At 65.3% G+C, this 23,828-nt stretch carries 26 protein-coding genes; 14 read left to right on the top strand and 12 right to left on the bottom strand.

Annotated features, from left to right (window positions below):
• Nucleotides 1-219: 219 nt before the first annotated feature.
• The gene (locus BM136_RS18485; RefSeq protein WP_092973908.1) at nt 220-1,128 is read left to right on the top strand and encodes an amino acid ABC transporter substrate-binding protein; all 909 of its coding nucleotides are present in this window, start codon (nt 220-222) and stop codon (nt 1,126-1,128) included.
• Between the two features lie 303 nt (nt 1,129-1,431).
• Here the strand turns inward: BM136_RS18485 and BM136_RS18480 are convergent, their stop codons facing one another.
• On the bottom strand, nt 1,432-3,162 hold the full coding sequence (locus BM136_RS18480; protein ID WP_092973906.1) for a GMC family oxidoreductase: 1,731 nt from the start codon (nt 3,160-3,162) through the stop codon (nt 1,432-1,434).
• A 351-nt stretch (nt 3,163-3,513) separates the two neighbouring features.
• Between BM136_RS18480 and BM136_RS18475 the strand changes: the two genes are divergently transcribed.
• Entirely contained in the window at nt 3,514-4,938 is a 1,425-nt protein-coding gene (locus BM136_RS18475; protein WP_254775696.1) for a coniferyl aldehyde dehydrogenase, read from the top strand.
• Between the two features lie 26 nt (nt 4,939-4,964).
• Here BM136_RS18475 and BM136_RS18470 read toward each other — a convergent pair whose 3' ends face one another.
• Entirely contained in the window at nt 4,965-5,573 is a 609-nt protein-coding gene (locus BM136_RS18470; RefSeq protein ID WP_092973903.1) for a LysE family translocator, read from the bottom strand.
• Nucleotides 5,574-5,678: 105 nt separating this feature from the next.
• Between BM136_RS18470 and BM136_RS18465 the strand changes: the two genes are divergently transcribed.
• Entirely contained in the window at nt 5,679-6,563 is an 885-nt protein-coding gene (locus BM136_RS18465; protein WP_092973900.1) for a LysR family transcriptional regulator, read from the top strand.
• A gap of 14 nt (nt 6,564-6,577) precedes the next feature.
• On the opposite strand, the gene BM136_RS18460 is transcribed toward BM136_RS18465, so the two are convergent.
• From BM136_RS18460 to BM136_RS18445, 4 genes are all read right to left on the bottom strand, one after another.
• Nucleotides 6,578-7,234, bottom strand: a complete 657-nt coding sequence (locus BM136_RS18460; protein ID WP_092974476.1) for a VOC family protein — start codon at nt 7,232-7,234, stop codon at nt 6,578-6,580.
• Between the two features lie 117 nt (nt 7,235-7,351).
• Complete coding sequence (locus BM136_RS18455) at nt 7,352-7,636, bottom strand: hypothetical protein (protein WP_015856032.1); 285 nt, start codon at nt 7,634-7,636, stop codon at nt 7,352-7,354.
• A gap of 454 nt (nt 7,637-8,090) precedes the next feature.
• Nucleotides 8,091-8,312 (bottom strand): hypothetical protein, encoded by a 222-nt coding sequence (locus BM136_RS18450; RefSeq protein ID WP_027678733.1) that lies wholly within the window; start codon nt 8,310-8,312, stop codon nt 8,091-8,093.
• A 109-nt stretch (nt 8,313-8,421) separates the two neighbouring features.
• Nucleotides 8,422-8,865 (bottom strand): acyl-CoA thioesterase, encoded by a 444-nt coding sequence (locus tag BM136_RS18445; RefSeq protein ID WP_027678734.1) that lies wholly within the window; start codon nt 8,863-8,865, stop codon nt 8,422-8,424.
• A gap of 184 nt (nt 8,866-9,049) precedes the next feature.
• Between BM136_RS18445 and BM136_RS18440 the strand changes: the two genes are divergently transcribed.
• Nucleotides 9,050-9,484 carry a universal stress protein gene (locus BM136_RS18440; protein WP_027678735.1) on the top strand — a complete coding sequence of 145 codons (435 nt, stop codon included), beginning with the start codon at nt 9,050-9,052 and terminating at the stop codon, nt 9,482-9,484.
• 42 nt (nt 9,485-9,526) lie between these two features.
• Here the strand turns inward: BM136_RS18440 and BM136_RS18435 are convergent, their stop codons facing one another.
• Nucleotides 9,527-10,324, bottom strand: a complete 798-nt coding sequence (locus BM136_RS18435) for an IclR family transcriptional regulator (RefSeq protein WP_027678736.1) — start codon at nt 10,322-10,324, stop codon at nt 9,527-9,529.
• A 195-nt stretch (nt 10,325-10,519) separates the two neighbouring features.
• On the opposite strand from BM136_RS18435, the gene BM136_RS18430 reads away from it, so the two are divergent.
• From BM136_RS18430 to BM136_RS18405, 6 genes are all read left to right on the top strand, one after another.
• Complete coding sequence (locus tag BM136_RS18430; RefSeq protein ID WP_027678737.1) at nt 10,520-11,284, top strand: ABC transporter substrate-binding protein; 765 nt, start codon at nt 10,520-10,522, stop codon at nt 11,282-11,284.
• Nucleotides 11,285-11,304: 20 nt separating this feature from the next.
• Nucleotides 11,305-11,976: an ectoine/hydroxyectoine ABC transporter permease subunit EhuD gene (gene ehuD, locus BM136_RS18425; RefSeq protein ID WP_027678738.1), complete on the top strand. Its 672-nt coding sequence runs from the start codon at nt 11,305-11,307 to the stop codon at nt 11,974-11,976.
• A 2-nt stretch (nt 11,977-11,978) separates the two neighbouring features.
• Entirely contained in the window at nt 11,979-12,740 is a 762-nt protein-coding gene (locus BM136_RS18420) for an amino acid ABC transporter ATP-binding protein (protein WP_027678739.1), read from the top strand.
• Nucleotides 12,737-14,056 (top strand): NAD(P)/FAD-dependent oxidoreductase, encoded by a 1,320-nt coding sequence (locus BM136_RS18415; protein ID WP_092973898.1) that lies wholly within the window; start codon nt 12,737-12,739, stop codon nt 14,054-14,056. Before BM136_RS18420 ends, BM136_RS18415 begins: the two co-directional genes overlap by 4 nt.
• A 73-nt stretch (nt 14,057-14,129) precedes the next feature.
• Nucleotides 14,130-14,519: a hypothetical protein gene (locus BM136_RS18410; protein WP_092973895.1), complete on the top strand. Its 390-nt coding sequence runs from the start codon at nt 14,130-14,132 to the stop codon at nt 14,517-14,519.
• 88 nt (nt 14,520-14,607) lie between these two features.
• Nucleotides 14,608-15,396: a COG4705 family protein gene (locus tag BM136_RS18405; RefSeq protein WP_092973893.1), complete on the top strand. Its 789-nt coding sequence runs from the start codon at nt 14,608-14,610 to the stop codon at nt 15,394-15,396.
• 192 nt (nt 15,397-15,588) lie between these two features.
• On the opposite strand, the gene BM136_RS18400 is transcribed toward BM136_RS18405, so the two are convergent.
• Together BM136_RS18400 and BM136_RS18395 are read right to left on the bottom strand one after the other, a co-directional pair.
• The gene (locus BM136_RS18400) at nt 15,589-16,452 is read right to left on the bottom strand and encodes a DMT family transporter (RefSeq protein WP_092973890.1); all 864 of its coding nucleotides are present in this window, start codon (nt 16,450-16,452) and stop codon (nt 15,589-15,591) included.
• A 350-nt stretch (nt 16,453-16,802) separates the two neighbouring features.
• A complete protein-coding gene (locus BM136_RS18395) occupies nt 16,803-17,075 on the bottom strand; it encodes a metal/formaldehyde-sensitive transcriptional repressor (RefSeq protein ID WP_092973887.1) in 273 nt (90 codons plus the stop codon).
• A gap of 98 nt (nt 17,076-17,173) precedes the next feature.
• On the opposite strand from BM136_RS18395, the gene BM136_RS18390 reads away from it, so the two are divergent.
• A complete protein-coding gene (locus BM136_RS18390; RefSeq protein ID WP_092973885.1) occupies nt 17,174-18,301 on the top strand; it encodes a nickel/cobalt efflux protein RcnA in 1,128 nt (375 codons plus the stop codon).
• Nucleotides 18,302-18,512: 211 nt separating this feature from the next.
• Complete coding sequence (locus tag BM136_RS18385) at nt 18,513-18,821, top strand: hypothetical protein (protein ID WP_092974473.1); 309 nt, start codon at nt 18,513-18,515, stop codon at nt 18,819-18,821.
• Between the two features lie 59 nt (nt 18,822-18,880).
• Here BM136_RS18385 and BM136_RS18380 read toward each other — a convergent pair whose 3' ends face one another.
• Nucleotides 18,881-19,777, bottom strand: a complete 897-nt coding sequence (locus BM136_RS18380) for a LysR family transcriptional regulator (protein WP_092973882.1) — start codon at nt 19,775-19,777, stop codon at nt 18,881-18,883.
• A gap of 102 nt (nt 19,778-19,879) precedes the next feature.
• Here BM136_RS18380 and tam point away from each other — a divergent pair, with 102 nt between their 5' ends.
• The gene (tam, locus tag BM136_RS18375) at nt 19,880-20,659 is read left to right on the top strand and encodes a trans-aconitate 2-methyltransferase (protein ID WP_092974470.1); all 780 of its coding nucleotides are present in this window, start codon (nt 19,880-19,882) and stop codon (nt 20,657-20,659) included.
• 85 nt (nt 20,660-20,744) lie between these two features.
• Here tam and BM136_RS18370 read toward each other — a convergent pair whose 3' ends face one another.
• Together BM136_RS18370 and argC are read right to left on the bottom strand one after the other, a co-directional pair.
• Nucleotides 20,745-21,581, bottom strand: a complete 837-nt coding sequence (locus BM136_RS18370; protein WP_092973880.1) for a bifunctional allantoicase/(S)-ureidoglycine aminohydrolase — start codon at nt 21,579-21,581, stop codon at nt 20,745-20,747.
• A 165-nt stretch (nt 21,582-21,746) separates the two neighbouring features.
• Nucleotides 21,747-22,679, bottom strand: coding sequence for an N-acetyl-gamma-glutamyl-phosphate reductase (gene argC / locus BM136_RS18365; RefSeq protein WP_092973877.1), 933 nt, complete (start codon nt 22,677-22,679; stop codon nt 21,747-21,749).
• 115 nt (nt 22,680-22,794) lie between these two features.
• On the opposite strand from argC, the gene BM136_RS18360 reads away from it, so the two are divergent.
• Nucleotides 22,795-23,679 carry a LysR family transcriptional regulator gene (locus BM136_RS18360; protein WP_092973874.1) on the top strand — a complete coding sequence of 295 codons (885 nt, stop codon included), beginning with the start codon at nt 22,795-22,797 and terminating at the stop codon, nt 23,677-23,679.
• Nucleotides 23,680-23,828 lie beyond the last annotated feature (149 nt).

Genomic DNA, 23,828 nt, shown 5'->3' with positions numbered 1-23,828 from the left:
GGGTATACCCGCATTCAGCGCATAATGCGCGCCCATGGCGGCGCGTGACATTGCTTCACGCTTTGGCATTCCCGGGGGGAGTGACGACGCGCCCCAGCCAATGCTGCGCAGCCGGGCGGATGTCGCCCGGCAATCGATTGCGCGCACGGCCGCATCGATAGGGCCCCGATGCGGTCGGCTGGCCATTAGAAGCCCGAAACTCTCCTAGGACCTTTGACGATGCCGTTCGCTGCGCGCACGTGGCTGCTGGCCGCGCTTGCCGTTCCCGCTGCTGTTTCCACCGCTGTCTTCCCGTCCACCGCCGTTGCCGCCACCCCGACGCTCGATCGCATCCGCGATTCGGGCACGGTGCACGTGGCGTATCGGGAAGACTCGATTCCGTTTTCGTACCTTGATGGCACCAAGCCGGTCGGCTACACGATCGACATCTGCTCCCGCCTGATCGATTCGATCAAGACCTCGCTCAAGCGCCCCGACCTGAAGGTGCAGTACGTGCCGGTGACAGCCGCCACACGCATGGACGTGGTCGCCTCGGGCAAGGCCGATCTGGAATGCGGCTCGACCAACAACTCGCGCGAGCGCCGTGAGAAAGTCGCCTTCACGATCCCGCACTACATCACCAAGGGCCGCATGCTGGTGAAGGCTGGCTCGCCGATCCAGCAATGGGAAGACCTGAACGGCAAGACGGTGGTGGCCGCGCGCGGATCGAGCAATGCCGATCTCGCACGCAAGCTCAACGAGACGGGCATGACGATGCAGGTGGTAGATGCCAACGACCTGCGCAGCGCGTTTGCGATGCTGGCCGATGGCCGCGCCAATGCGTTTGCCGGTGACGACATCCTGCTCTCGGGCATGCGCGCCACGGCCAAGAACCCGGCCGATTACCGCCTGACGGGCAAGACGCAGCTCGTGTCGTCGTACGCGATCATGCTCAGCAAGCAAGACCCGGAGTTCAAGAAGCTGATCGACCAGTCGATGACGCGGCTGATTGTCGATGGCGAGGTGCCGAAGCTGTACAAGAAGTGGTTTCAGCAGCCGATTCCGCCGAATGGGGTGAATCTGGAGGTGCCGATGAGTTATTTGCTGCGGGATTCGTTTAATACGCCTACGGATAGTGCCGGGAACTGATGTCTGATTTGCTTCGGGGTGCTCGTTGATGTTGTTGGGGCATCCCTGGTTTCATCCCCTGCCGGGGCTGACTCACTTTCTTTGTCTTGCCAAAGAAAGTAAGCAAAGAAAGGCGCGCCCGAGATGGCGACTTCTCCTTGAATTTCTGTGACCGTGCGGGGAAGGAGGCAAACTCGCTGCGCTCAGACAGGCCTCCTTCCTTTTTCCGCCCGCTCACAGAAATTCAAGGCGCCATCTAGGGCTCCAACGGCCACACCGTTGGTATGCGGAGGGCGGCGCTGCGGTTCGTCGCCCTCGCTGTTTTCAGTGCACCTCGGCCGGTGCTGCTTGCGCGGGGATGCCGCTCACCACATTTAACGTCGGGCGTCCGCCCTGGCGCATCAGGTCGGCGGCGCGCTCGGCAATCATGATGATCGGGGCGTTGGTGTTGCCGCCGATGAGCGTCGGCATGACGGAGCCGTCGATCACGCGCAGGCCTGTCAGGCCGCGCACGCGCAGTTCCGGGTCGACCACCGCCATTGCGTCGTCGGCGCTGCCCATCTTGCAGGTGCCGACGGGGTGATAGATGGTGTCGGCGTGCTGGCGGATGAGGGCGCGGACGGCTTCGTCGTCGGAGCCATCGCCGCGGATATTTCCGGAATACAGCTCACGCCCGCCAAGGTCAGCCAACGGACGCTGCGCGAAGATGCTCTTCACGGCGCGGAAGCCGGCAAGCATGCCGTTCATGTCGTCGGGGTCGGACAGGAAACGCGGGTCGATCAGCGGGGCCTCGCGCGTGTCGGCGGAGGCCAGGCGCACTTCGCCGCGGCTCTTCGGGCGCAGCACGCACACGTGGCACGAATAGCCGTGGCCGTAGTTGAACGTGCGGTTGTGGTTGTCGGCCATGGCGACCACGAAGTGCAGTTGCAGATCGGGATCGGCCAGATCGGGCCGGCTCTTGATGAAGCCGCCGGCTTCGGCAAAGTTGGTCGCCAGCATGCCGCGACGCTCGCGCCGGTAGCGCAGGATCTCGCCCAGCATGTGGGCGCTGCCGCGCGCGGAATAGCCGATCAGATCGAGGTTGAAGACTTTCTTGTGCAGGATGATGTCGAGGTGATCCTGCAGGTTCTGGCCGACGCCGGGCAGGTCGTGCACGACCGGAATGCCGAGCGAGCGCAGATGCTCCGCCGGGCCCACGCCTGAAGCCATGAGCAACTGCGGCGAGCCGAACGCGCCCGATGAGACGATCACCTCGCGGCGCGCGCGCAGGGTTTCCGTGCGGCCCGCACGCTCCACCACCACACCCGCCGCGCGCTTGCCTTCAAAGACGATGCGCAGCGCCTGCGTGTCGGGCATCACTGTCAGCTGGCGGCGATTGCGGCTGAACGTGGCGTCGGCCTTGTCGCCGCCGTGCAGGTAGGCGCGTGCGGCGTTCCAGCGCTCGCCGTTGTATTGCGTGACCTGGTATGGGCCGACGCCTTCCTGATCGGGGCCGTTGAAATCGTTGTTGCGGCGGTAGCCTGCGGCCACGCCGGCATCGACAAAACGTTGTGCGATGGGGTTGCCGGTGCGCAGGTCGCTCACGTGCAACGGGCCGGTGCCGCCGTGCAGCGCGTCGTCATCGCGGCCGGCAAAACGCTCGTTGCCTTCGGAGCGCTTGAAGTAGGGCAGCACGTCGCTCCAGCTCCAGCCGGTGCAGCCGAGCGCCGCCCAGTGGTTGTAGTCGCTCGGCGTGCCGCGGATGTAGATCATCGCGTTGAGCGAAGAGCTGCCACCCAGCCCCCGCCCGCGCGGCTGATAGCCCTGACGCCCGCCCAGCCCGGCTTGCGGCACGGTCTGGAACCCATAGTTGCGCTTGTTCTTGAACGGCAGCGACGCCGCGCATCCGGCCGGCACCCAGACGGAAAGATGATGATCGTGCGGCCCAGCTTCCAGCAGCGCGACGGTCACGTCTGGGTCTTCGGTCAGCCGGCTGGCAAGCGCGCAACCGGCTGAGCCTGCGCCGACGATGACGTAGTCAAAGGTGAGCGCGGATGTCTGCGATTCGGTGGCCATGGGTGTCTCCGGATGGTTTTCTAATGGGCGAGCGACGCCGCCGGCTTATTGCCGGTCACGAACTCACATCCTAGGCGTGCCGGGTTGTTTCAAACGACCGGGCTTACCCGCATTAGAGGCATCGTTCGATGTCATGCAACAAAGCGGCGGGAGGCAGCCCCCAAACCCCTAAGCCGAAGCCAACGGCTGGATATTGCGGCACAGCAATTCCACGCTGGCACACGGTTGCGTGCGCCCACGCAGGCCGGGCATGCCGCACACGGCTGGGCCGTATCAGGCCGTCGCAATGGCGGCTGGCGACCATACTGCTTTGCAATTGCACCGATCCGCCCACCTTGCCAGGAGCCCCCCATGCAACCTGCCGATCTGCCTGCCCCGCACCTGCTTCGCATGCAGCAGACCTTTGAGGCCATGCGCGCTGCCCATCAGGCCGACATGCTGCCTGCCTGGCCTGTGCGCCGCGACCGTCTGATGCGCCTCAAACGCCTCGTCATGGACAACCGCGACGCCATCGCCCAGGCCGTCAGCGCAGACTTCGGCAACCGCTCGCGGCAAGAGACTGACCTGCTGGAGATCTTTCCGAGCGTGGACGGCATCAAGCACGCGCTATCGCACGGCAAGCGCTGGATGCGCGTGCAGCGGCGCGGCGTGAGCCTGTGGTTCCGGCCCGCCAGCTCGCGGCTGATTCCGCAACCGCTGGGGGTGGCGGGCATCGTCGTGCCCTGGAATTACCCGATCTATCTGACCATCGGGCCGCTGGTGTCTGCGCTGGCGGCGGGCAACCGCGCAATGGTCAAGCTCTCGGAATACACGCCGCGCTTTTCCGCCCTGTTTGCCGATCTCATCGAGCGCAACTTTGCCGCCGATGAAGTGCGCGTCATCAATGGCGATGCGGCAGTGGCCGAGGCGTTCTCGCGGCTGCCGTTCGATCACCTGTTGTTCACAGGCTCCACCAACGTCGGCCACCACGTCATGCGCGCTGCGGCCGACAACCTCACGCCGGTCACGCTGGAGCTGGGCGGCAAATCACCCACGATCATCGGGCCGGATGCGGATTTCGACCGCGCGGTGGAGCGCACGCTGGTCGGCAAGCTACTCAATGCAGGGCAGACCTGCGTGGCGCCCGACTACGTATTGCTGCCCGCCGGCGCCGAGCAGCGTTTTATCGATGCGGCACGCAAGCTGGTCGACAAGATGTACCCCGACATGGCGCGTAACCGCGACTACACGACACTCATCAGCCCACGCCACTTCCAGCGCATGGCCAGCCTGGCCGACGAGGCTCGCGAGCAGGGCGCGCAGGTGCTGCCGCTCACCAACGCCGTGCCCGACGAAGGCACGCGCCAGTTCCCGCCTGCGCTCATCACGGGCGGCACCGAGGCAATGCGCGTGATGCAGGAAGAAATCTTCGGCCCGCTGCTGCCGCTGGTGCCGTATCGCACGCTGGACGAAGCGCTGGACTACATCAACGCCCGCCCACGGCCGCTCGCGCTATACCTGTTCGAGCGCAACGGCGCCACGGTCGACCGCGTGATGGCCGGCACCATTGCCGGCGGCGTGTGCATCAACGAGACGCTGCTGCACGTAGCGCAAGACGACCTGCCCTTTGGCGGCGTGGGCGCCAGCGGCATGGGCGCGTACCACGGCATCCACGGGTTCGAGCGGTTCTCGAAGATGAAGCCGGTGTTCAAGCAGGCCCGGCTGAACGGGCTGGGCCTGTTCCGCGCGCCGTACGGCAAGACGTTCGAGACGATGATGAAGCTGCTGGTGCGCTGATCGACCGGCACCCAATCACCACCCAATCACGGCTGCCACATCGGCACGATCGAGACGGCCAGCAGCACGCCCAGCACCGCATTGAGCACACGCCACTGGCGCGGCGTCTTCAACAGCCGCGCCAGCACGATCCCGGCCGCGCACCACAGCGACAGCGACGCCAGGGCAGCCAACCCAAAGGTCGTGCCCAGCAGCGCCGCCAGCTGCAGCGGGCCGCTCGCCAGCATTGCGAACGAAGCCGCCGCACCCAATGCCATCGCCCAGCCCTTGGGGTTCAGCCACAGCAGGCAGGCACCGCCCAGCAGCGTGGTCGGCACCGTGGCGGCGGCATTGAGATTGGGCGGACCGCTGCGCGCTACCTTCCACGCCAGCCACAGCAGATAGGCTGAGCCCGCCGCCTTCATCACCAGCAGCAGCCCCGGCGCGGCCATCAGCAACCCGGCCAAGCCCGCTGCCGCACCCGCTGCCAACGAAGCCAGCCCGACGGCAATGCCCACCATGAGCGGAATCGAGCGCCGAAACCCAAATTGCGACCCCGAGGCTGTCGCCAGCGTCGTGGCCCCGCCCGGCGACACGGTAGACACCACGGCAAACAACACCAGCGGCGCGATGGAGGAAAACGCTTCGACGGCCATGGGCTGCACTCTTCGGTTGGTGACGGATGGCCCACTGTAGAGCGCGCAAAATCATTAGCAAATCGAAGGTTTTTGATGCAACCCATTAGCATCTAGAATGCCTCGATGGCCAAGAACCTCGACATCACCCTCGTGCGCACCTTCATTGCCGTGGCCGAAAACGCCAGCATGACGGTGGCCGCCAATGCGCTGCACCTCACGCAGGGCGCCATCAGCCAGCAGATCAAGCGGCTTGAAGACGCGTTCGAATGCCGCCTGTTCGAGCGCGACGGCCGGCGGCTGGAACTCACCCACGCGGGTGAACGCTTCCTCGGCCGTGCCAAGCGCCTGCTCGCGCTCAACGACGAGATCTGGGCCGACATGGCCGCCCGCCCGCTGCAGGGTCCGGTGCGCCTGGGCGTGCCTTACGACTTGGTCGGCACCGTTTTCCCGCCAATCTTCAAGGCGTTTACCGAAGCGTGGCCATCGGTGGAATTGACCATCGTGTGCGGGACGTCGCCCGAGCTGGCGCAGAGCATTGCGCGCGGCGAGCTGGACGTCGCCGTAGTCGAAGCGCCGGTGGATGAAGCGACGGGTGAATGCCTGTGCGTGGAACGTCTGGTGTGGGTCGGCCCGCGCGGCGGCAATGTGCATGCGAAACGACCACTGCCGCTATCGATGGTGGACGAGAGCTGCGCCTTCCGGGCCCGTGTGCTCAAAGCGCTGGGCGAGCAGGGCATCGAATGGCGCACGGTGTTCGAGAGCGGCAACATTGAAGCGACCACCGCCACGGTGCGCACCGGGCTGGCCGTCACGGCATGGCTGACGCCGACGGTGCCGGCGGACCTGGACATCCTCGGCCCCGAAGCCGGCCTGCCTGAACTGCCGATGTTTGCGATCAGCCTGCTGCTGCCCGCGCAAGGCGCGAGTGCCGCAGCGCTTGCGTTGGCCCAATGCGTGCGCGACGGGTTCTCTACGCGGCAGCGCGTGGCGGAGCGCCGCGCCGCCTGACCCGTGGCCGGCGGTTACAGGCCGCCGCCTTCGATCTGCACGCGCCCGTTCGGCGTATCGAGCACAAGCGTCAATGCCGGCCGTGCCGAGTCGGTCAGTTCGACGTGTTGGTTCTCCGGCTCGGAAGCATTCCACCCCAGCCCATGAAGCTTTGCGCGGATGGCCGGCATCCCCGGATGCGCGAGTTGGAATTGGTTCAGGCGCAGCCCAACCTCCTGCATCCGGTCGACCGGGCTTTGGCCGCCTGCCCAGTCGATGAGTGCGGGCCAGCAACCGCCCGCTTCCGCTTCACCGTCGCTGCGGTGAAAGAAGTGCCATCGCAAATCGCCACGCGTCACTTCCAGCAATTCGTGCTGCGGTGATTCGCTTACGTTGCGCGCCAGATCCGGAACGCTCGCGACCCAGCCGAACAACCGGGGCGCCTCTTCCAATGTGCCTTCCCGCGTCAGGCGGTCGAGCGCAAACCAGCGCGTCCTGTTGGGCGCCGCCGCCTCCGGGTCGATGGCGATGAACTCCAGAAAGACGCCGGGCGCAATCTGCGTGACGAGGTTGTGCGTGCCCATCAAGGGATGCTTGCCGCCTGCGGGCAGCGCCACGCCAAACCGCTGCGCGGCATAGGCCTGCGCCTGTTCAAGTGATTGCGCGACGAAGGCGATGTGATCGAGCTTCAAGATGGCTCCCGCTGTATCCGCCTCAAATGTGAGGGCCCAGCATGCCACAGCGCCTTCCACGGCGTTGCAGCGTGGTGCCGGCATCCCCGCCCGTCTCGGGGATGGGTCCAACTGTTCTTATGCGGCGGAAACCCGCCGGCGCTCAATGGCGGCCAACACCTCCCACGTGTGCGGATCCACGTCGCTCCCCCCGAGCGACATCGACAGATACGCGTCGATGGCATCGATAAAGCCTTTCACGAATGCCGGCGGATACGCGTGTTCCGAAAAGTACGTGAGCTGCTCGCGCAGCCTGCCGGGCCGGCAATGCCCAGGGTCGCGCATGACGCTGTGCGTGCGGCACAGAAATGCGCGTGCCGAGACGGCGCCATCCAGGTAGAGGCGGTTTTTGGTCAGCGACATGCGGCACCTCCCGGTTGTGCGGGAAGCCTGCAGCGCCAAGGCGGTGGGGAAGGGTAAGACGCGGGGCGATGCCCGCTGAGTGCGGTAGCCATGTGGCCTCCTGGAGTGGATTGAAGGAGACCCGGCCCTCGCTGCGAACGAGGGTGGCGGGCCTGACGACAGGGTTCGCAGACCGGCCCACTCCAGCTCGCCGGCAGACCCGAAGGTCTCCCTGCCCGGCCCGCCGCAGAAAGCATAGGCGTGCGCAAGCACCGGACATGAAAACGCCGCTCGGAAGCGGCTGTCCGTCTGGAGGGAAAATGGGCTGCGAAACCCGGTCACCGTTGGTGCGGTGACGGTGGGGATTATATGTGCCCATATGGCGGCAAGGACTCGCCTCGAACGCACGGCACCAAAAAACAAAAACCCCGCCAACCGGCGGGGTCCCCCAAATCCTTTTGAGCCTGCAAGCAATTCAAGCCTGCGGCGCGGCCCCATCTTCAGGAGCTGCCTCGGCGCCTTCGGCCTTGGCTTCGTCCTTCTTTTCCAGCATCTCTTCCAGCGCGCCAGCGCCCTTGAAACCGGCGACGGCGGCAACCGCCTTGGTCAGCAGGCCGGCATCCGGGTCGACTTTCTCGGCGGCTTCAACGGCGGCGACGGCGCCGGCGATCTTGCCCACTTCATCCAACAGTCCCATGGTCACCTCCGCGTGATTGAACGGGAGAGCCATCTTCCCACCGGCAAGGGGCGCAAGTGCAAGCAAAGTTAAAAATTTTCCGCGGACGGACGTTTGCGTACAGCGCGCATCACTCTGCTTCTGCGCCGGCAGGGGTGGCGGTGAGCGCGGCAAGGCGCTGACGGGCGCTATCAGTAATCGGGCTCGATTGGCGCGTGGCAACGTCGATCTGCACGATTACCGATTGCGATGTGGCGGCGCAGCGGCCGTTCTGGAAGATGGCCTGCTCCAACTTGACCGAGCTGCGCCCGACGCTCGCCACACGCGTACCGATCTGCACGGAGCCGGGCCAGAGAATCTCGCTGCGGAAGTCGAGCACAAGCTGCGCGATGACGAACTCGCAGCCGGGCGCGGCCAGCGGGTTGTCGGGCGTGAAGAGCATTTCCACGCGGCCTGTCTCTAGGTACGTGGCGAAGACGGCGTTGTTGATGTGGCCCTGGCGGTCGGTGTCGCCGTAGCGGAGCTTGTCGGTCGAGTGCAGCGGGAAATCGGAAAGGGATGGTGTGGTCGTCATGTGGGGCGCGAAATCTGGGTCAACCTGCGCATTCTGCCTGCCTTCCTGTGCAAACGCTGACCGGGTGACCGCACCACAGCGCTTACGTTGACTCGTATCAACGCGTGGCTTTCAGCAGCGCTTACGTTGGAAGCAGACGCCGGCCGCGCACGCTGCGCGACCGCAGACATGGCAAGGAGGCCACATGAAAACCCTGGTACTGGCAACGGACGGATCGGCCTATTCCGATGCGGCAGCGCGGTGCATTGCCGACAAGACCCTCTTCGGCAGCGATGTGACGGTGCACGTGGTGCATTGCATGCCGGACCTGTCTGGCGACATCAAATCGCTCGTCGGTAAGGCAGAAGTTGACGCGTGGTACGCGGAGGAAAGCACCGGCGCGATGGCTTCAGTCTGCGCGATCCTGGGTGCGGCCGGCGTGCCGTTCGAGCAGCACGCACTGGTCGGTTTTCCACCAGAGCGCATCGTGCACCACGCGCAAAGTGCGGGGGCCGCGGCCATCGTCATGGGCTCGCACGGGCGCGGCGTGTTCGTCGAGGCGCTGATGGGCTCGGTGGCAGGGCGGGTGCTCGCGCATGCCGAATGCCCGGTGCTGCTGGTGAAGGCGCCCAAGGCTTGAAGGTGGCGGGCGGCGCGCTGCTCAACTCCGCCGCGCGCCGCGCTATCCCAGTGCCCGCACCGACGTGCTGATCGCCCGCGCGCATTGCAGCAGCGCGGGGCCCAGCTTTGTTTCCATCTCTTCCGCCGTCCACCGCCCGGTGGGCGCAACAAGGTGGATTGCCCCCAGCGGCCGCCCGTTGCTACTGACGATGGGCGCGGCGATGGTCATGTCCCCGAGGAACAGTTCTTCGCAGTTGGTGGCGTAGCCGCGCTGGCGCGCCAGGCGCAGCGTTTCCATGATGTCGGCCACGTCGGTGCGCGTGTGCATGGTGTGCGCCACGCGCTGCGACGCCTCGACGATGGCTTGCGCTTCCGGCATCGGCAGGGCGCTCAGGTAAGCACGGCCCGACGCGGTGCAATACATCGGGATGCGGCTGCCAATGGGCATGTGCACCGGCACAAAGTGCGCACTCACAAAGCGGGCGACGTACACCATCTCGTCCTGATCGGGCTCGGTCAGGCACGAGGTTTCGGTGGTCATCTTGGTGAGTTCGGCCAGGAACGGATTGGCCACGTCGATGAGCGTGTCGGCGGCCAGGTAGTTGAAGCCGATCTTCATCACTGCGGGGGTGAGCTGGTAGCGACGCGTCTGCGGATGCTTGCGCAGGTAGCCGAGCTGCTCGAGCGTGTAGATCATCCGCTGCGCCGAGCTTTTGTTGATGCCGGCAGCGGTGGCCACGTCGGCAATCGTCATGGTGCGGCGCTGCGCGTTGAAGGCCCCAAGCACGGCCAGCCCTTTTTCCAGCGACTGGTTGAACAGCAGGTCGGGCGCATCGGCAGATTCAGCAGCGTCGGTCATGGCAAGTGGCGGCTCATTGGCAAATCAACGGACAAAGAATCGCATATCGATTCATATACGTCGATTAGTGGTTTTCCATAGTTATTAATCGATTCGATACGTTCGAATATTGGCACAACCATTGCATTACGTTGAGCCATTCCCCGTGCATGCGCGTTCGGGGTGCGTCTTTTTTCCGTTGCCTGGAGGATTGCCATGTCTGTTGTCACCACCTTCCGTCGCGCTGCACTGGCGTTGTGCATGCTCGCCACTGCATCGTTTGCCTGGGCGCAGGGTGCGCCGGCCACCTACAACGTCGGTGCCACGGCCACGGGCGTGCCGTTCACGTTTCTGGACGTGAAGACGAATTCCATCCAGGGGATGATGGTCGACACCGTCACGGCCGTGGGCAAGGCGGGCGGCTTCAACGTGAACGTGCAGCAGACGGTGTTCTCGGCGCTCATTCCGTCGCTCACGTCGAACAAGATCGACATCATCTCGGCGGCGATGCTCAAGACGCCGGCGCGCGCGCAGGTGGTGGATTTTTCCGACCCGGTCTACTCGTACGGCGAGGGCCTGATCGTCAAGGCTGACGACGCCAAGAACTACGCCACGCTCGATGATCTGAAAGGCGAGGTGGTGGGCGCGCAGGTCGGCACGGTGTTCCTCGACATGCTCAACAAGAAGGGCATCTTCAAGGAAGTGCGTAGCTACGACTCGGTGGCCGACATGACGCGTGACCTGGCGCTGGGCCGCATCAAGGCCGGCCTGGGCGACCAGCCGATCATCGCGTACCAGATCCGCCAGAACGCCTTCCAGGGCGTGAAGCTTGCTGCCGGCTACAAACCCGCCAACGTGGGCGATGTGTGCCTGGTGGTGCGCAAGGGCGATACCGAAACGCTCAACCGCCTCAACAAGGCCATCGCCAAGATCAAGGCGGACGGCACGCTGGAAGCCATCGTGAAGAAGTGGGGCATCTGATTTCAGACCGGTGATGCGCCATGAGTGTTGCAACGTTTCTTGAGAACGCGCAGGACTTCCTGCCGATCCTGCTGAAAGGGGCGGTGGTCACGGTGGAGGTGACCGTGCTGTCGTTCCTGCTCAGCAGCGTGATCGGGCTGGGGCTCGCGCTGATGCGGTTGTCGCCCATCAAGGCCGTATCTGCGGCCGGGGCGACCATCGTCAACATCATTCGCGGGCTGCCGATCATCGTGCAGCTCTTCTACATCTACTTCGTGCTGCCGGACATCGGCATTCAGCTCACCGCGTTTCAGGCGGGCGTGATCGGGCTGGGCATTGCGTATTCGGCGTATCAGGCCGAGAACTTCCGCGCCGGCATCGAAGCCGTGGACCCCGGCCAGCGTGAAGCCGCGCAGGCCATGGGCATGCGCGGCACGCTGATCATGCGGCGCGTGATCCTGCCGCAGGCGTTTCGCATTGCGCTGCCGCCATACGGCAACACGCTGGTGATGATGCTCAAGGATTCGTCTCTGGTGTCCACCATCACGGTGGCGGAAATGACGCGTGCGGGGCAGCTCATCGCTTCGTCCACGTTCCAGAACATGACGGTCTACACGCTGGTGGCGCTGCTGTATCTGGTGATGAGCCTGCCGCTGGTGTTCGGCCTGCGCAAGCTTGAACACCGCTTGGGCGCAGGGAGGGCCAAACGATGAGCATGATCGAGATCCGTGATCTGCAAAAGCACTTTGGCGAGCACCACGTGCTGCGCGGCGTGAGCCTGCATGTGGACAAGGGCGAAGTCGTCTGCCTGATCGGCCCATCCGGCTCGGGCAAGTCGACCGTCCTGCGCTGCATCAACGGGCTGGAGTCGTATGACGGCGGCGAGATCCGCGCTTTTGGCGAACGCGTCGATCAACACAGCAAAACCATCCACACGCTGCGCAGCCGCATGGGCATGGTGTTCCAGCGTTTCAACCTGTTCCCGCATCGCAGCGTGCTCGAAAACGTGATGGAAGGCCCCGTCTACGTGAAGGGCGAACGCCCTGAAGCGGCACGTGCCAAGGCGATGGCGCTGCTGGAGAAGGTGGGCCTCGCCGCCAAGGCGCAGGCTTATCCGGCGCAGCTCTCCGGTGGCCAGCAGCAGCGCGTGGCGATTGCCCGCGCGCTGGCGATGGAGCCCGAGGCGATGCTGTTCGACGAACCCACGTCTGCGCTCGACCCCGAACTTGTCGGCGATGTGCTGGAGGTGATGCGCGCACTCGCTCGCGAGGGCATGACGATGATCGTCGTCACGCACGAGATGGGTTTTGCCCGCGAGGTGGCCGACCGCGTGTGCTTTTTGCACAGCGGCGCCATCGTCGAAGAAGGCCCAGCCGCGCAAGTGCTCGGCGCCCCGCGTCAGCCGCGCACGCAGGACTTTCTGCGCCGCGTGCTGCACAAACCCGCCGATGCTCGCGCCGGAGACCTCGTGCCATGACGCAGCCGCACCTCGATATCGCCCCGGGCGCTTTGGGCGGCGAGCCGCTGCCGCCGTCGCTGTGGGCCGCCACGGCGCCGGCCGCGCCGCCCACGCCTGCGTTGATGGAATCGATCACCACCGATGTGCTCGTCGTCGGCGGTGGATACACGGGGCTTTCTACCGCGCTGCATCTGGCCGAGCGCGGCACGCAGGTCACGGTGCTGGAGGCCAACGATCCGGGCTGGGGCGCCTCCGGGCGCAACGGCGGGCAGGTCAATCCGACACTCAAGCATGACCCCGATGAACTGGTGAGCCTGTTCGGTGCCGCGCGTGCCGAACCGTTGATCGACGCCGTCTCGCGCTCCGCCGATTTAGTGTTCGATCTGATCGACCGGCACCACATCGACTGCCAGCCCGTGCGTGCCGGGTGGCTGCAGCTTTCCTATTCGGACAAGGCCGTGCCGGCGCTGCATGCGCGCGCAAGGCAGTGGGAAAAGCGCGGCGTGCCGGTGGAAATGCTGGACCGCGCCGCCGTCGCGCGCCGGGTCGGCACTGAGGCGTTTGCGGGCGCGTGGCTCGACGGCCGCGCGGGCGGCATTCAGCCGATGGCGTACGCGCGCGGTTTGGTGCGCGCCGCACAGCAAGCGGGCGCCGCCGTGCACGGGCAGACCGCCGTAACGGCGCTGGAGCGGCAGGGCGCGCAGTGGATCGCTGCCTCCAGCACCGGTGCCGTGGTGCGAGCCCAGCGCGTGGTGATCGCCACCAATGGCTACACCGGCCCGCTGTGGCCGGGCCTGGCGCAGACGGTGCTTTCTGCCAACAGCTTTATCGTTGCGACCAAGCCGCTCAAGACGGCGGATGCACAAGCCATCCTGGCGCGCGGTGAGACGGCTTCCACATCGCAACGGCTGCTGCTGTATTTCCGCAAAGACGCAGCCGGGCGCCTGCTGATGGGTGGACGCGGCTTCTTTTCCGAGCCGCGCGACGCGCAGGATTTTGCACACCTTGAACGCTCACTGGAGCTGCTCTTTCCGCAACTCGGCCCGCTGGAATACGAATACCGCTGGGCCGGCCGCATCGCCATCACGCGCGATTTCATGCCGCACATCCACGAGCCCGCGCCTGGCATCACGATGGCGTTGGGCTGCAACGGGCGCGGCATCGCGCTGTGCACCAGCCTCGGCCAGCACATCGCCGCGCGGCTTGCGGGCAGTGGAGAGGCGTTTCCGTATCCCGTATCGCCCATCACGCCGATCCCGCTGCATGGGTTGCAGCGCTTCTACATTGCGGCGGGCGTGGCGTGGTACAGCCTGCTCGACAAGCTGGGCGGCTGAGCACAGCGACACCCCAGGCCGGGGCGGCATGGTCTAGGATGAAGGCTCCTTTTCGTCACATCCTGGGGGACCCATGTCGCATCGCCGCCGTCTTGCGCTCGCCTTCGCGGGCGCCGCACTGTTTGCTGCAGCCACGCCTTCGTTTGCCTATTTCCGCAACGTGCTGGCCAGCACCATCATCGGCTCGATGAGCCCGACGGAGTTGAAGTCGTTCACCAAGGCCATCGGCGATGTGCTGAAGAGCACCGCCGACAACACGCCTGCGCAATGGACTTCGCCAGCCAGAGGCAAGCAGCCCGCCATCGACGCGACCATCACGCCGCTGGAATCCAAGACCGACGCAGGGCAATCGTGCCGCCGCTTGCAGAGCGAGCTGGCACGCGGCAGCAGCAAGGAACAGTGGACGGCATGGCTGTGCAAGCAGCCAAGCGGGGAATGGAAGTTGCGGCGGCTGGCGCAGTAAGGCATCGGCCACCGGGCGGCTATGGGTCATCTAAGTCTGCCTCGGCAGACTGGTGCGGAATCTCCCTCCGCCTCTCTGGAGAATTCGCATGACCCTCTCCACACATGCGCATACGCGCGAGCCCGCCGCCTCGCGCAGCAAATTGCCCGAAATCACCTTGGCGTTCTGGATCATGAAGATCAGCGCCACCACGCTAGGGGAAACCGCGGGCGATCTGCTCTCGATGACGCTCAAGATCGGCTATGCCGCCAGCTCGGTGCTGCTGATCGGCGTCTTTCTCGTCACGCTGGGCGCGCAACTGCGCAGCAAGACGTATCACCCGCTGCTGTACTGGGCGGTGATCCTTGCCACCAGCACGGCGGGCACCACGCTGTCGGATTTCATGGACCGCACGCTGGGCCTGGGCTATGCCACCGGCGCGGCCATCCTCGCCAGCTTGCTGTGCGCAGTGCTCATCTACTGGAAGCTGACGCAGAAATCGTTGTCGGTCACGCATGTACGCAGCAGCGGGCAGGAATTGCTCTACTGGTGCGCCATCCTCGTGTCCAACACGCTGGGCACGGCGCTGGGCGACTTCCTGGCCGATTCGTCAGGGCTCGGTTTTGCGGGCGGCGCGCTGCTCATTGCCGCAGCGATTGCGCTGATTGCAGCGGCGTATTATCTGACCGGCATTTCGCGCGTGGCGCTGTTCTGGATGGCCTTTGTGCTAACTCGGCCCCTGGGTGCCACGGGCGGCGATTTGCTGACCAAACCCGTCAGCGCGGGCGGGCTGAACCTCGGCACGGCCGGCGCATCGGCCGTGCTGCTGGCGATCCTGCTCATCACCATCGCCATTACGAGTTGGCAGGCGCGGCGTGGCGCGCTGCAATCTGCCTGACGGTTCACCAGACACTGCATGCGAGTGCTCCTCGTTGAAGACGACCGTGCGGCGGACGCATTGGCCTGCCGGTCGCCCATGACGCGCACGTTGTATCGATTGCCGCGCAGGACTCTAGCCCCGGCATCCCCACCGAGGAGCGCGCGCGTGTTCGCCCCGTTTTATCGCGCGCTCGGCAACGGGGCGACCGGTCTACCGCCGCGCCCGAAACGCCACCGCCAACCCCAGCAGAATCATCGCCATCCCCGACATTGCAACGGGCGCAAGGCGATGCCCCAGCACAAGATCATCCAGCAGCGCCGTGACCACCGGCACGAGGTAGAACAGGCTTGTCACGTTGACGAGGTTGCCGCGCTGCATGAGCCGGTAGAACAGCAACTGCGCACCCACCGACATCACCACGCCCATCCACAACAAGGCGGCGATGCCGGGCAGGCTGGGCGTGAAGGTCAGTGTTTGCGCGGGCAGCGCCAATGCAAACCCCACACACAGCACAAGGCTCACTGCGTTCTGCAGCGGCAGCGTATCAATGGGCGACTGGTTCAGCCGCTTCTGGCCAATGGCGCCAACCGTCATGCAGAAAAGCGCGGCCAGCGCATAGCCGAGACCGGCCATCGGCACCTGCCGCGCATCGGCCCCGCCTACCACGAGCGATAGGCCGCCCAGCGCGAGCATCAGTCCCGCCATCCGCCGAACAGACCACGTGCGCTCGGTCGCCAGCAGCGTGAGCAGCGGCTGCACGCCAAGCACTGTGGCCAGCAACCCGGGCGTGAGGCCGCCGTCCAGCGCGAGCAGATAACAGATCGAATAGCCGCCGGTCAGCAATGCGCCGGTGGCGGCCACCTTCAGCCTTGATCCCCGCGCCGGCCACCATTGCCCCCGCCGAAACCCGAGCCCTGCCAGCACCAAAGACGCGAGCGCAAAGCGCCCAACCAGAAACGCGAACGCCGGGACATGCTGCACCCCGATCTCCGCAAAGATTGCGCCGCTGCTCCACAGCAGCACGAATAGAACCGTCGCGCCGGACCCTGCCAGCGCGGCTTGCATGGAACGCATACCACTCACCTGTCGAAAAGAATGTCGGGTTCCGGCGCGCAGGCGAGCGCCTGCCTCGGGCGTGTGCCCGAGCCTGGTTCAGGTCAACCGGAAACGAAGCGGCTGAGAATCAGCCGAGAGCGGGCGGAGGCGGCGGCGGCTGTGCGCCGATCGCGTCGTAGCCCCAAGACACGACAGGAGGAGGGAAGGGCCCGGGCTGCACGCACACGTCATCCACGCGGGCGCGATGGCCGGCGGCGAGGAGGGTGGCGTGAAGTCGGGACATGAAGACGAAGATTCGAAGAATCAGAATTGGCCGATGGCGTTCGAGCAGCGTATCGGCATCGCGCGCATGGCGCAAGGGTGACGCGCTACTTCAGGTACGACTTGATCACTTGCATCACCGCGTCGAGATCTTCCTGGCGCTGCGCCTCGGCAGGCTCCTTCACCACGTGATCCGTCAGGTGGCCCTCGATGACCGCCGCCATCAGCCCATTGACCGCGCCGCGAATGGCCGCAATCTGCTGCAGGATGGCCGTGCAATCGCCCTCTTCGGCGAGTTGTTTTTCCAGCGCAGCGGCTTGCCCCTGGATACGCCGCACACGCGCCAGCAGCTTGGCTTTGTCGCGGATGGTATGGGCCATGGGTCGGGTATCGAGGTGGTGTAAATGACGCGGGAGGGTAGCATCACTATACTAGGGGGGAGTATATTTCGCCTACCCGAATTGATCGACTGCCATCCATGACCGCCTTCACCACCCTGCTGCAGCAAGGCAACGCCTGGCTGTTCGTTCCCAGTGCGATCCTGCTAGGGGCGCTTCATGGTCTGGAGCCCGGGCATTCCAAGACGATGATGGCGGCGTTTATCGTGGCGATCCGCGGCACGCTCACGCAGGCGGTCTTGCTCGGGCTGTCGGCCACCGTGTCGCACACGGCGGTGGTGTGGGCGGTGGCCATGGCGGGCCTGTACTTCGGCCGCAACTGGAACGCCGAAACCACCGAACCGTATTTTCAAGTGGTGTCTGCCGTGCTGATCGTGGCCGTGGCAGCGTGGATGATGTGGCGCACCTGGCGCAGCACCCACGCGGCGCACGACCACGATCATCATCACCATGATCACGATCATGGCCATGACGAGGTTCAGCGCATCGACACCGGCCATGGCGTCGTGCAATTGGCGATTTTCGAAGACGGCGTGCCGCCGCACTTTCGGCTGACGCGCGAAGGCACGCGCGGCAACGCGTGGCCGGCCGAGCAGGTGCAGGTTGTGACCGAGCGGCCCGACGGCAGCCTGCAAACCTTCCGCTTCATCCAGCGCGACGGCTTTCTGGAATCGGAGCAATCCATTCCGGAGCCGCACGCGTTTGTGGCGCGCCTGTCGCTCGGGCCCGAACACCATCGGCATGACTATGACGTCACGTTCACCGAGCATGATCACGAGCACAACCACGACCATGGCGGGCTCGATGTGTCATCTGCCGAATACCAGGACGCCCACGAACGCGCGCACGCCAACGACATCCGCCGCCGCTTCGCCAACCGTGAAGTGACCACAGGCCAGATCATCGTGTTCGGGCTCACCGGCGGGCTGATTCCGTGCCCGGCGTCGATCACCGTGCTGCTGTTGTGCCTGCAGCTCAAGAAGATCACTTTGGGCGCGGCGCTCGTGCTGTGCTTCAGCATCGGGCTGGCGCTCACGCTGGTGGCGTCTGGCGCGCTAGCGGCGCTGAGTGTGAAACACGTCTCCAGGCGCTGGGGCGGCTTTGGTGAATTCGCACGCAGGGCGCCGTACTTCTCTGGCGTGTTGATTGCCCTCGTGGGGCTCTACGTGGGGTGGCAGGGCGTGCACGGCTTGATGCAACTGCCGTAGCAACGTCCGCATTTTTCGCAAGGGCTGCATCCATTGCCGCACGGGCTGCGTATCTGCAGGTACAGGCTGGTGCGGCAATTTTTTTCGCCAATGCAGTGTCAGGTTTGCATGCGCACTGCGACCAACCTGTGGGATCCGGGCGGCCACGCTCCGCCGGCGATCCGATGGGATGCCGCCTCCGGCGGCACGTTCACTGCTCGAGGAGTTCACCATGCATACCCGCCGCATTACCCTGGCCTTGCTTGCCACGCTTTCCGCTTCTGCCGCACTGTTCATCGCGCAACCGGCTTCGGCCGCGCAGGCCAAGTACGATCCGTACACGCAAGGCGCCGTCGACAAGACGGACCCGTTCACGCAGGGAGCTGACCGCCAGGCCGATACCTATGGCTATCTGTCGTGGAAGTACGATCGCTTCGATCCGTATGCGCAGGGCGCGGATCGGCAATCCAGCGCACATGATGTGCTCGCATGGCGCGGCGATACGCGCTACCCCAGCACCACGGATGGCGCAAGCGCGTGAATGGCTGCGTATGGCATGAGAGGGGCCGCTGTGAGACACCGCCCCCCTCTGTGCTGGCATCACGCCGACGGTGTTGCCCCCTCGACGATCCGTTCGTATAGCGCACGCGCCGCAGGTGACAGCTGTGCCGCCTTGCGCGTGACGAGCACCAGCGTGCGCGACACTTCCGGTTCGACCAGTTCCACCGTGCGGATCATCGGATACGCATTCTTCTGAAGCGCAAGACGCGGCACCACCGCCGCGCCCCGCCCTTCCGCCACCAGCCCGAGCGCCGTTGAACTGCGCTGCACCTCGTAGAACGAATGCAGCGTCACGCCGCTCGCCTTGAGCGCGCCGTCGAGCAGGCTGCGGTTGCCGCTGACCTCGCCGGCGAAGATGAGCGGGTAGGGCTGCAAGGCTTGCCATCGGATGCGGCGGCGCTTGGCCAGCGGATGATCGTCGCGGCAGACAAGGACATACGGATCGCTCGTCAGCGGCACGCTCACCAACTCCGGATGCTGGTCGCCTGCAATGCTGATGCCGAACTCCGCCTCACGCCGCAGCACCGCTTGCAGCACAGACGCCGATGCATGGTCGAGAATCTTCACGCGATCGTGCGGGCGGTGCTCTGAGAACGCGCGCAAGATGCGCGGCAGATATTGCACACCCACCGTCGGCACGCACGCGATCGTGATGTCGCCGCGCTGGCTCAGGCCGGTCTCGCGAATCTCCGTGAGCGCATCGGACAGTTCGTTGAGCAGACGCCGCGCCTGTGGCAGGAAGCGTTCACCGATTTCCGTCAGCTCGGTCCGGCGCGTGGTGCGCTCCACCAGCGCGACGCCCAGAAACGCCTCCAGCTTGCGCAGGCGTTGCGTGATCGCAGTCTGCGTCACGTGCAGCGTGTCAGCGGCTTGCGTAAAGCTGCCGCACTCCGCAATCGCCACAAATGCCTGCACGCCCAGCGTATCGATTTTCATCAGCGTTGTGAATCAATCCGGAAATTGAATTCATTTTACTGATCGATCGGGAAACCGGACACTTTGCGCATCCCGCACGCAAACCACGACAAGGAGCGCATCGTGACGACCCCCCACGATTGGTACGCAAAGCAGTACGTGCAGTTTGAGGACGAGCGCACGCGACCCGTCCGGGACCTGCTGGCCGCAGTGCCTCCCACGCCCATCCATGTCGCCATCGACATCGGCTGCGGGCCGGGCAACTCGACCGAAGCGCTGATGGCGCGTGCGCCCGCCGCGGCCGTTCGCGGCACCGACGCCTCGCCCGACATGATCCAAGCCGCACGCAAGCGCCTGCCCGAGGTGCGCTTCGATGTCGCTGACATTGCTGCGTGGGATGAGCCCGGCGCGTATGACCTGATCCTCGCCAATGCGGTGCTGCAATGGCTGCCGGCGCATGAAACGCTGTTTCCGAAGCTCATCGGCAAGCTGGCGGCGGGTGGCCACTTGGCCGTGCAGATGCCGGACAACCTTGACGAACCGGCGCACCGCTTGATGCGCGAAGTGGCCGCTGCGGGGCCGTGGGCCGGCAAGCTCAAGGGTGTAGAGCGCACGGAGCGCTTCGATGCGCGCCGCTATTACGCGCTGCTCGCGCCGCTGTGCGCGCGCGTCGACGTCTGGCGCACCACGTACATGCATCCGCTCCAAGGCGGCGCCGATGCGGTGGTCGAATGGTTCAAGGGCAGCGCGCTACGGCCCTTCCTCGCAGCGCTGAGCGAGGACGAGCGCCCCGTATTCCTCACGCGCTATCGCGACATGATTGCGCAGGCCTATCCGGCACTCGACGATGGCACGGTGCTACTACCGTTTCCTCGCCTGTTCATCGTGGCGACGCGCAAGTAGGTGCAATCGCAGAAGCGGAAACGCCGGCCATGAAAAAAGCCCGACGGTAGACCACCGGCGGGCTTTTATCTGACACCTGCGGCGCTCAACGCGACGGGTTCAGGGTCAGGTTCATGTGACGGTTCACGTCCTTGTACAGCAGGTAACGGAAGCGGCCAGGACCACCCGAATAGCAGGCCTGCGGGCAGAACGCGCGCAGCCACATGAAGTCGCCGGCTTCCACTTCGACCCAGTCCTGATTGAGGCGATAGACGGCCTTGCCTTCCAGCACGTACAGGCCGTGTTCCATCACGTGGGTTTCGGCAAACGGAATCACACCGCCCGGCTCGAACGTCACGATGTTCACGTGCATGTCGTGGCGCATGTCGCTCATGTCGACAAAGCGCGTCGTCACCCACGCGCCGTTGGTGCCCGGCATCGGGATCGGCTCGACGTCCTGTTCGTTGGTGACGAAGGCTTCCGGCAGGGGAATGCCCTCGACGACCTGGTAATGCTTGCGGATCCAGTGGAAGCGCACCGCGGCATCGCTGACGTTGTGCAGCGTCCAGTCGACGCCCGGCGGAATGAACGCGTAGCCGCCTGGCGTGAGCGTGTGCTTCTTGCCCTGCAGCGTCAGCTCGGCTTCGCCTTCCACGACGAACAGCACGGCTTCGGCGTTCTTGTCTTGCTCGGGCTTGTCGCTGCCGCCGCGCGGGTTCACTTCGACGATGTACTGTGAGAAGGTCTCGGCAAAACCCGAGAGCGGGCGGGCGATTACCCACAGGCGCGTGTTGGTCCAGAACGGCAGCCAGCTCGTGACGATGTCGCGCATCACCCCCTTGGGGATCACCGCGTACGCCTCGGTGAACATCGCGCGATCGGTCAGCAGATCCGTCTGCGGCGGATGGCCGCCATGCGGCGCGTAATACGTGGTCTTAGACATATTGCATTCAGGCAATGGGTTGGTCCGGCCCCGGGCACAAACAGCATCGGGCAGTTCGTACACGAGCGGCGTTGACGATAGCGAAGTCGCTCACAATCGCCCAATTAAATGTTGCGATGACTTCCATTCGATTTGCCACTACCCGCCGGACCTGCAACGCGCAGATCAGCGCGCCAGCATCAGGTCCAGGTTCTGTACCGCCGCGCCTGAGGCGCCCTTGCCGAGGTTGTCAAACACCGCTGTGAGCAGGACCTGACCGTGCTCGTTGGCGAACACGCCCAGCCGCATGTCGTTGGTGCCGTTGAGCGCCTGCGGATCGAGATGCGGCAGGGCGGACGGCGCCTGCAGCGGCATCACTTCCACATGCTGCGCGCCAGCGTAGTGGTCGGTCAGGCAGGCGTGCAGCGCGGCCGCGTCGATCCCGGCGTTGAGCAGGCGCAGTTCCAGCGGCACCGTCAACACGATGCCCTGGCGATATGCGCCGTAGGCCGGGATGAACATTGGCCGCTGCGTGAGCCCCGCATGCAACTGGATCTCGGGCGTGTGCTTGTGGGCCAGGCCCAGCCCGTAGACCTGGAACGGCAATGCGTTTGCTGCATCGGGCCCCTCGTAGGTTTCGACTGCAGCGCGGCCACCACCCGAATAGCCGGACACGGCATGAATGCTGATCGGGTAATCCGCCGGCACGAGGCCCGCCTGCACGAGCGGGCGCAGCAGCCCGATGGCGCCAGTGGGGTAGCAGCCCGGATTGGTCACGCGCGACGCTGCGGCAACACGTTGGGCCTGCCCTTCGCTCATCTCCGGAAAGCCGTACACCCAGCCCGGCGTGGTGCGGTGCGCGGAGCTGGCGTCGATCACGCGCACGCTTGGGTTGACGACGGCCGAGACCGCGTCGCGCGCAGCCGCATCGGGCAGGCACAGGATGGCGATATCGCAGGTGTTGATGGCCTCGGCTCGGCGTTGCACATCTTTGCGCGCGTCGGCGGGAAGCGTCAGCAGTTTCAGGTCTTGTCGCTCAACGCGGCCGCGCAGGCGCTCGTGAATCTGCAGGCCGGTGGTGCCCTGGTCGCCATCAATGAAGACGAGGGGAGTGGACATGGCGGGACGCTCCAATAGAAGAAAGAGGGCGGTGAATGCGAACCCCCATCTTCAAGCGCGACCTAGAATATGAAAAGTTGAATTTCCAAACCATCACATTCAGCTTTTCTGAATCATGCGAGAAATCAGCCTGGACCGCCTGCGCACGCTTGTGGAAGTTGCCCAGCGCGGTTCGTTTGCCGACGCGGCGCGCGCGCTGCATCTGGCGGCGCCCACCGTCAGCCTGCACATTGCCGAGCTGGAGGATCGCGTGGGCGCGCAACTGCTCTCTCGCAAGCGAGGGCAGGTGCAGCCCACCGCCATCGGCGAGGTGATGGTGGAACGCGCGCGCAAGCTGCTCGCCGATGCCGAGCAGGCGCTGGACGACATCCAGCGGCAGGTGCAGGGCCTGAGCGGGCGCGTCCGGCTGGGCGCTTCCACCGGCGCCATCGCGCATCTGCTGCCGCAGGCGCTGGACGTGCTGCGGCAAGACCACCCCGGCATCGACGTGCAGGTGGCAGTGCTCACTTCGCACGAAACGCTGGCGGGTCTGGCCGATGGCGCGCTCGATATTGGCCTGGTGGCGCTGCCGCAATCGCAGGTGGCCGGCCTCGCCATCAAACCGTGGCGGCGCGACCCCGTCATGGCGTTCCTGCCGGCGCACTGGACGAGCCCGGCGCGCATCACGCCCGCGTGGCTCTCCGCGCAACCGCTGATCCTGAACGACGCCACCACACGACTCTCGCGCCAGACGACCGAATGGTTCGCGGCGGGCGGCCATCATCCCGTGCCGCGCATCCAGCTCAACTACAACGACGCCATCAAGAGCCTGGTCGCGGCCGGTTATGGCGCCACGCTGCTGCCGCATGAGGCATCGGCCGCGCCGTCGGATGCACGTATCACCATGCGGCCGCTCCGGCCCGCCTTGTGGCGCGAGCTTGGTATCGCGCACCGGGCCGGCCACGTAGAGCGATCGACCCAGCACGTGCTTGACGTGCTTTGGATGCTCCGGGCGAAATAGCCCATTGCTCGCCTCGAAACCGTGACGAGGCGGAAAATCCCGCTTGAATAAAGTTTGACTTCTTGTGTCGCGACAACTATCGTAAGATATGTTTTCTGACACAACTCGGTGCGCCAGCCGGCCGATTCCGGCTCCAGCCTGCACGCGCC

Origin of the sequence: Ralstonia sp. NFACC01, assembly GCF_900115545.1 — a bacterium.
Taxonomy (GTDB): domain Bacteria; phylum Pseudomonadota; class Gammaproteobacteria; order Burkholderiales; family Burkholderiaceae; genus Ralstonia; species Ralstonia mojiangensis.
This window is presented reverse-complemented; position numbering and strand designations above follow the sequence as displayed.

Coding starts and splice junctions, on each gene's coding strand:
- BM136_RS18450 (WP_027678733.1), bottom strand. CDS start 8,312: ATGGGACTGTTGGATGAAGTGGGCAAGATCGCCGGCGCCGTCGCCGCC.
- BM136_RS18430 (WP_027678737.1), top strand. CDS start 10,520: ATGTCTGTTGTCACCACCTTCCGTCGCGCTGCACTGGCGTTGTGCATG.
- BM136_RS18380 (WP_092973882.1), bottom strand. CDS start 19,777: ATGAAAATCGATACGCTGGGCGTGCAGGCATTTGTGGCGATTGCGGAG.
- BM136_RS18475 (WP_254775696.1), top strand. CDS start 3,514: ATGCAACCTGCCGATCTGCCTGCCCCGCACCTGCTTCGCATGCAGCAG.
- BM136_RS18400 (WP_092973890.1), bottom strand. CDS start 16,452: ATGCGTTCCATGCAAGCCGCGCTGGCAGGGTCCGGCGCGACGGTTCTA.
- BM136_RS18445 (WP_027678734.1), bottom strand. CDS start 8,865: ATGACGACCACACCATCCCTTTCCGATTTCCCGCTGCACTCGACCGAC.
- BM136_RS18470 (WP_092973903.1), bottom strand. CDS start 5,573: ATGGCCGTCGAAGCGTTTTCCTCCATCGCGCCGCTGGTGTTGTTTGCC.
- BM136_RS18415 (WP_092973898.1), top strand. CDS start 12,737: ATGACGCAGCCGCACCTCGATATCGCCCCGGGCGCTTTGGGCGGCGAG.
- BM136_RS18440 (WP_027678735.1), top strand. CDS start 9,050: ATGAAAACCCTGGTACTGGCAACGGACGGATCGGCCTATTCCGATGCG.
- BM136_RS18370 (WP_092973880.1), bottom strand. CDS start 21,581: ATGTCTAAGACCACGTATTACGCGCCGCATGGCGGCCATCCGCCGCAG.
- BM136_RS18435 (WP_027678736.1), bottom strand. CDS start 10,324: ATGACCGACGCTGCTGAATCTGCCGATGCGCCCGACCTGCTGTTCAAC.
- BM136_RS18405 (WP_092973893.1), top strand. CDS start 14,608: ATGACCCTCTCCACACATGCGCATACGCGCGAGCCCGCCGCCTCGCGC.
- BM136_RS18480 (WP_092973906.1), bottom strand. CDS start 3,162: ATGGCCACCGAATCGCAGACATCCGCGCTCACCTTTGACTACGTCATC.
- BM136_RS18360 (WP_092973874.1), top strand. CDS start 22,795: ATGCGAGAAATCAGCCTGGACCGCCTGCGCACGCTTGTGGAAGTTGCC.
- BM136_RS18420 (WP_027678739.1), top strand. CDS start 11,979: ATGATCGAGATCCGTGATCTGCAAAAGCACTTTGGCGAGCACCACGTG.
- BM136_RS18410 (WP_092973895.1), top strand. CDS start 14,130: ATGTCGCATCGCCGCCGTCTTGCGCTCGCCTTCGCGGGCGCCGCACTG.
- BM136_RS18455 (WP_015856032.1), bottom strand. CDS start 7,636: ATGTCGCTGACCAAAAACCGCCTCTACCTGGATGGCGCCGTCTCGGCA.
- argC (WP_092973877.1), bottom strand. CDS start 22,679: ATGTCCACTCCCCTCGTCTTCATTGATGGCGACCAGGGCACCACCGGC.
- BM136_RS18395 (WP_092973887.1), bottom strand. CDS start 17,075: ATGGCCCATACCATCCGCGACAAAGCCAAGCTGCTGGCGCGTGTGCGG.
- BM136_RS18485 (WP_092973908.1), top strand. CDS start 220: ATGCCGTTCGCTGCGCGCACGTGGCTGCTGGCCGCGCTTGCCGTTCCC.
- BM136_RS18385 (WP_092974473.1), top strand. CDS start 18,513: ATGCATACCCGCCGCATTACCCTGGCCTTGCTTGCCACGCTTTCCGCT.
- BM136_RS18390 (WP_092973885.1), top strand. CDS start 17,174: ATGACCGCCTTCACCACCCTGCTGCAGCAAGGCAACGCCTGGCTGTTC.
- ehuD (WP_027678738.1), top strand. CDS start 11,305: ATGAGTGTTGCAACGTTTCTTGAGAACGCGCAGGACTTCCTGCCGATC.
- BM136_RS18465 (WP_092973900.1), top strand. CDS start 5,679: ATGGCCAAGAACCTCGACATCACCCTCGTGCGCACCTTCATTGCCGTG.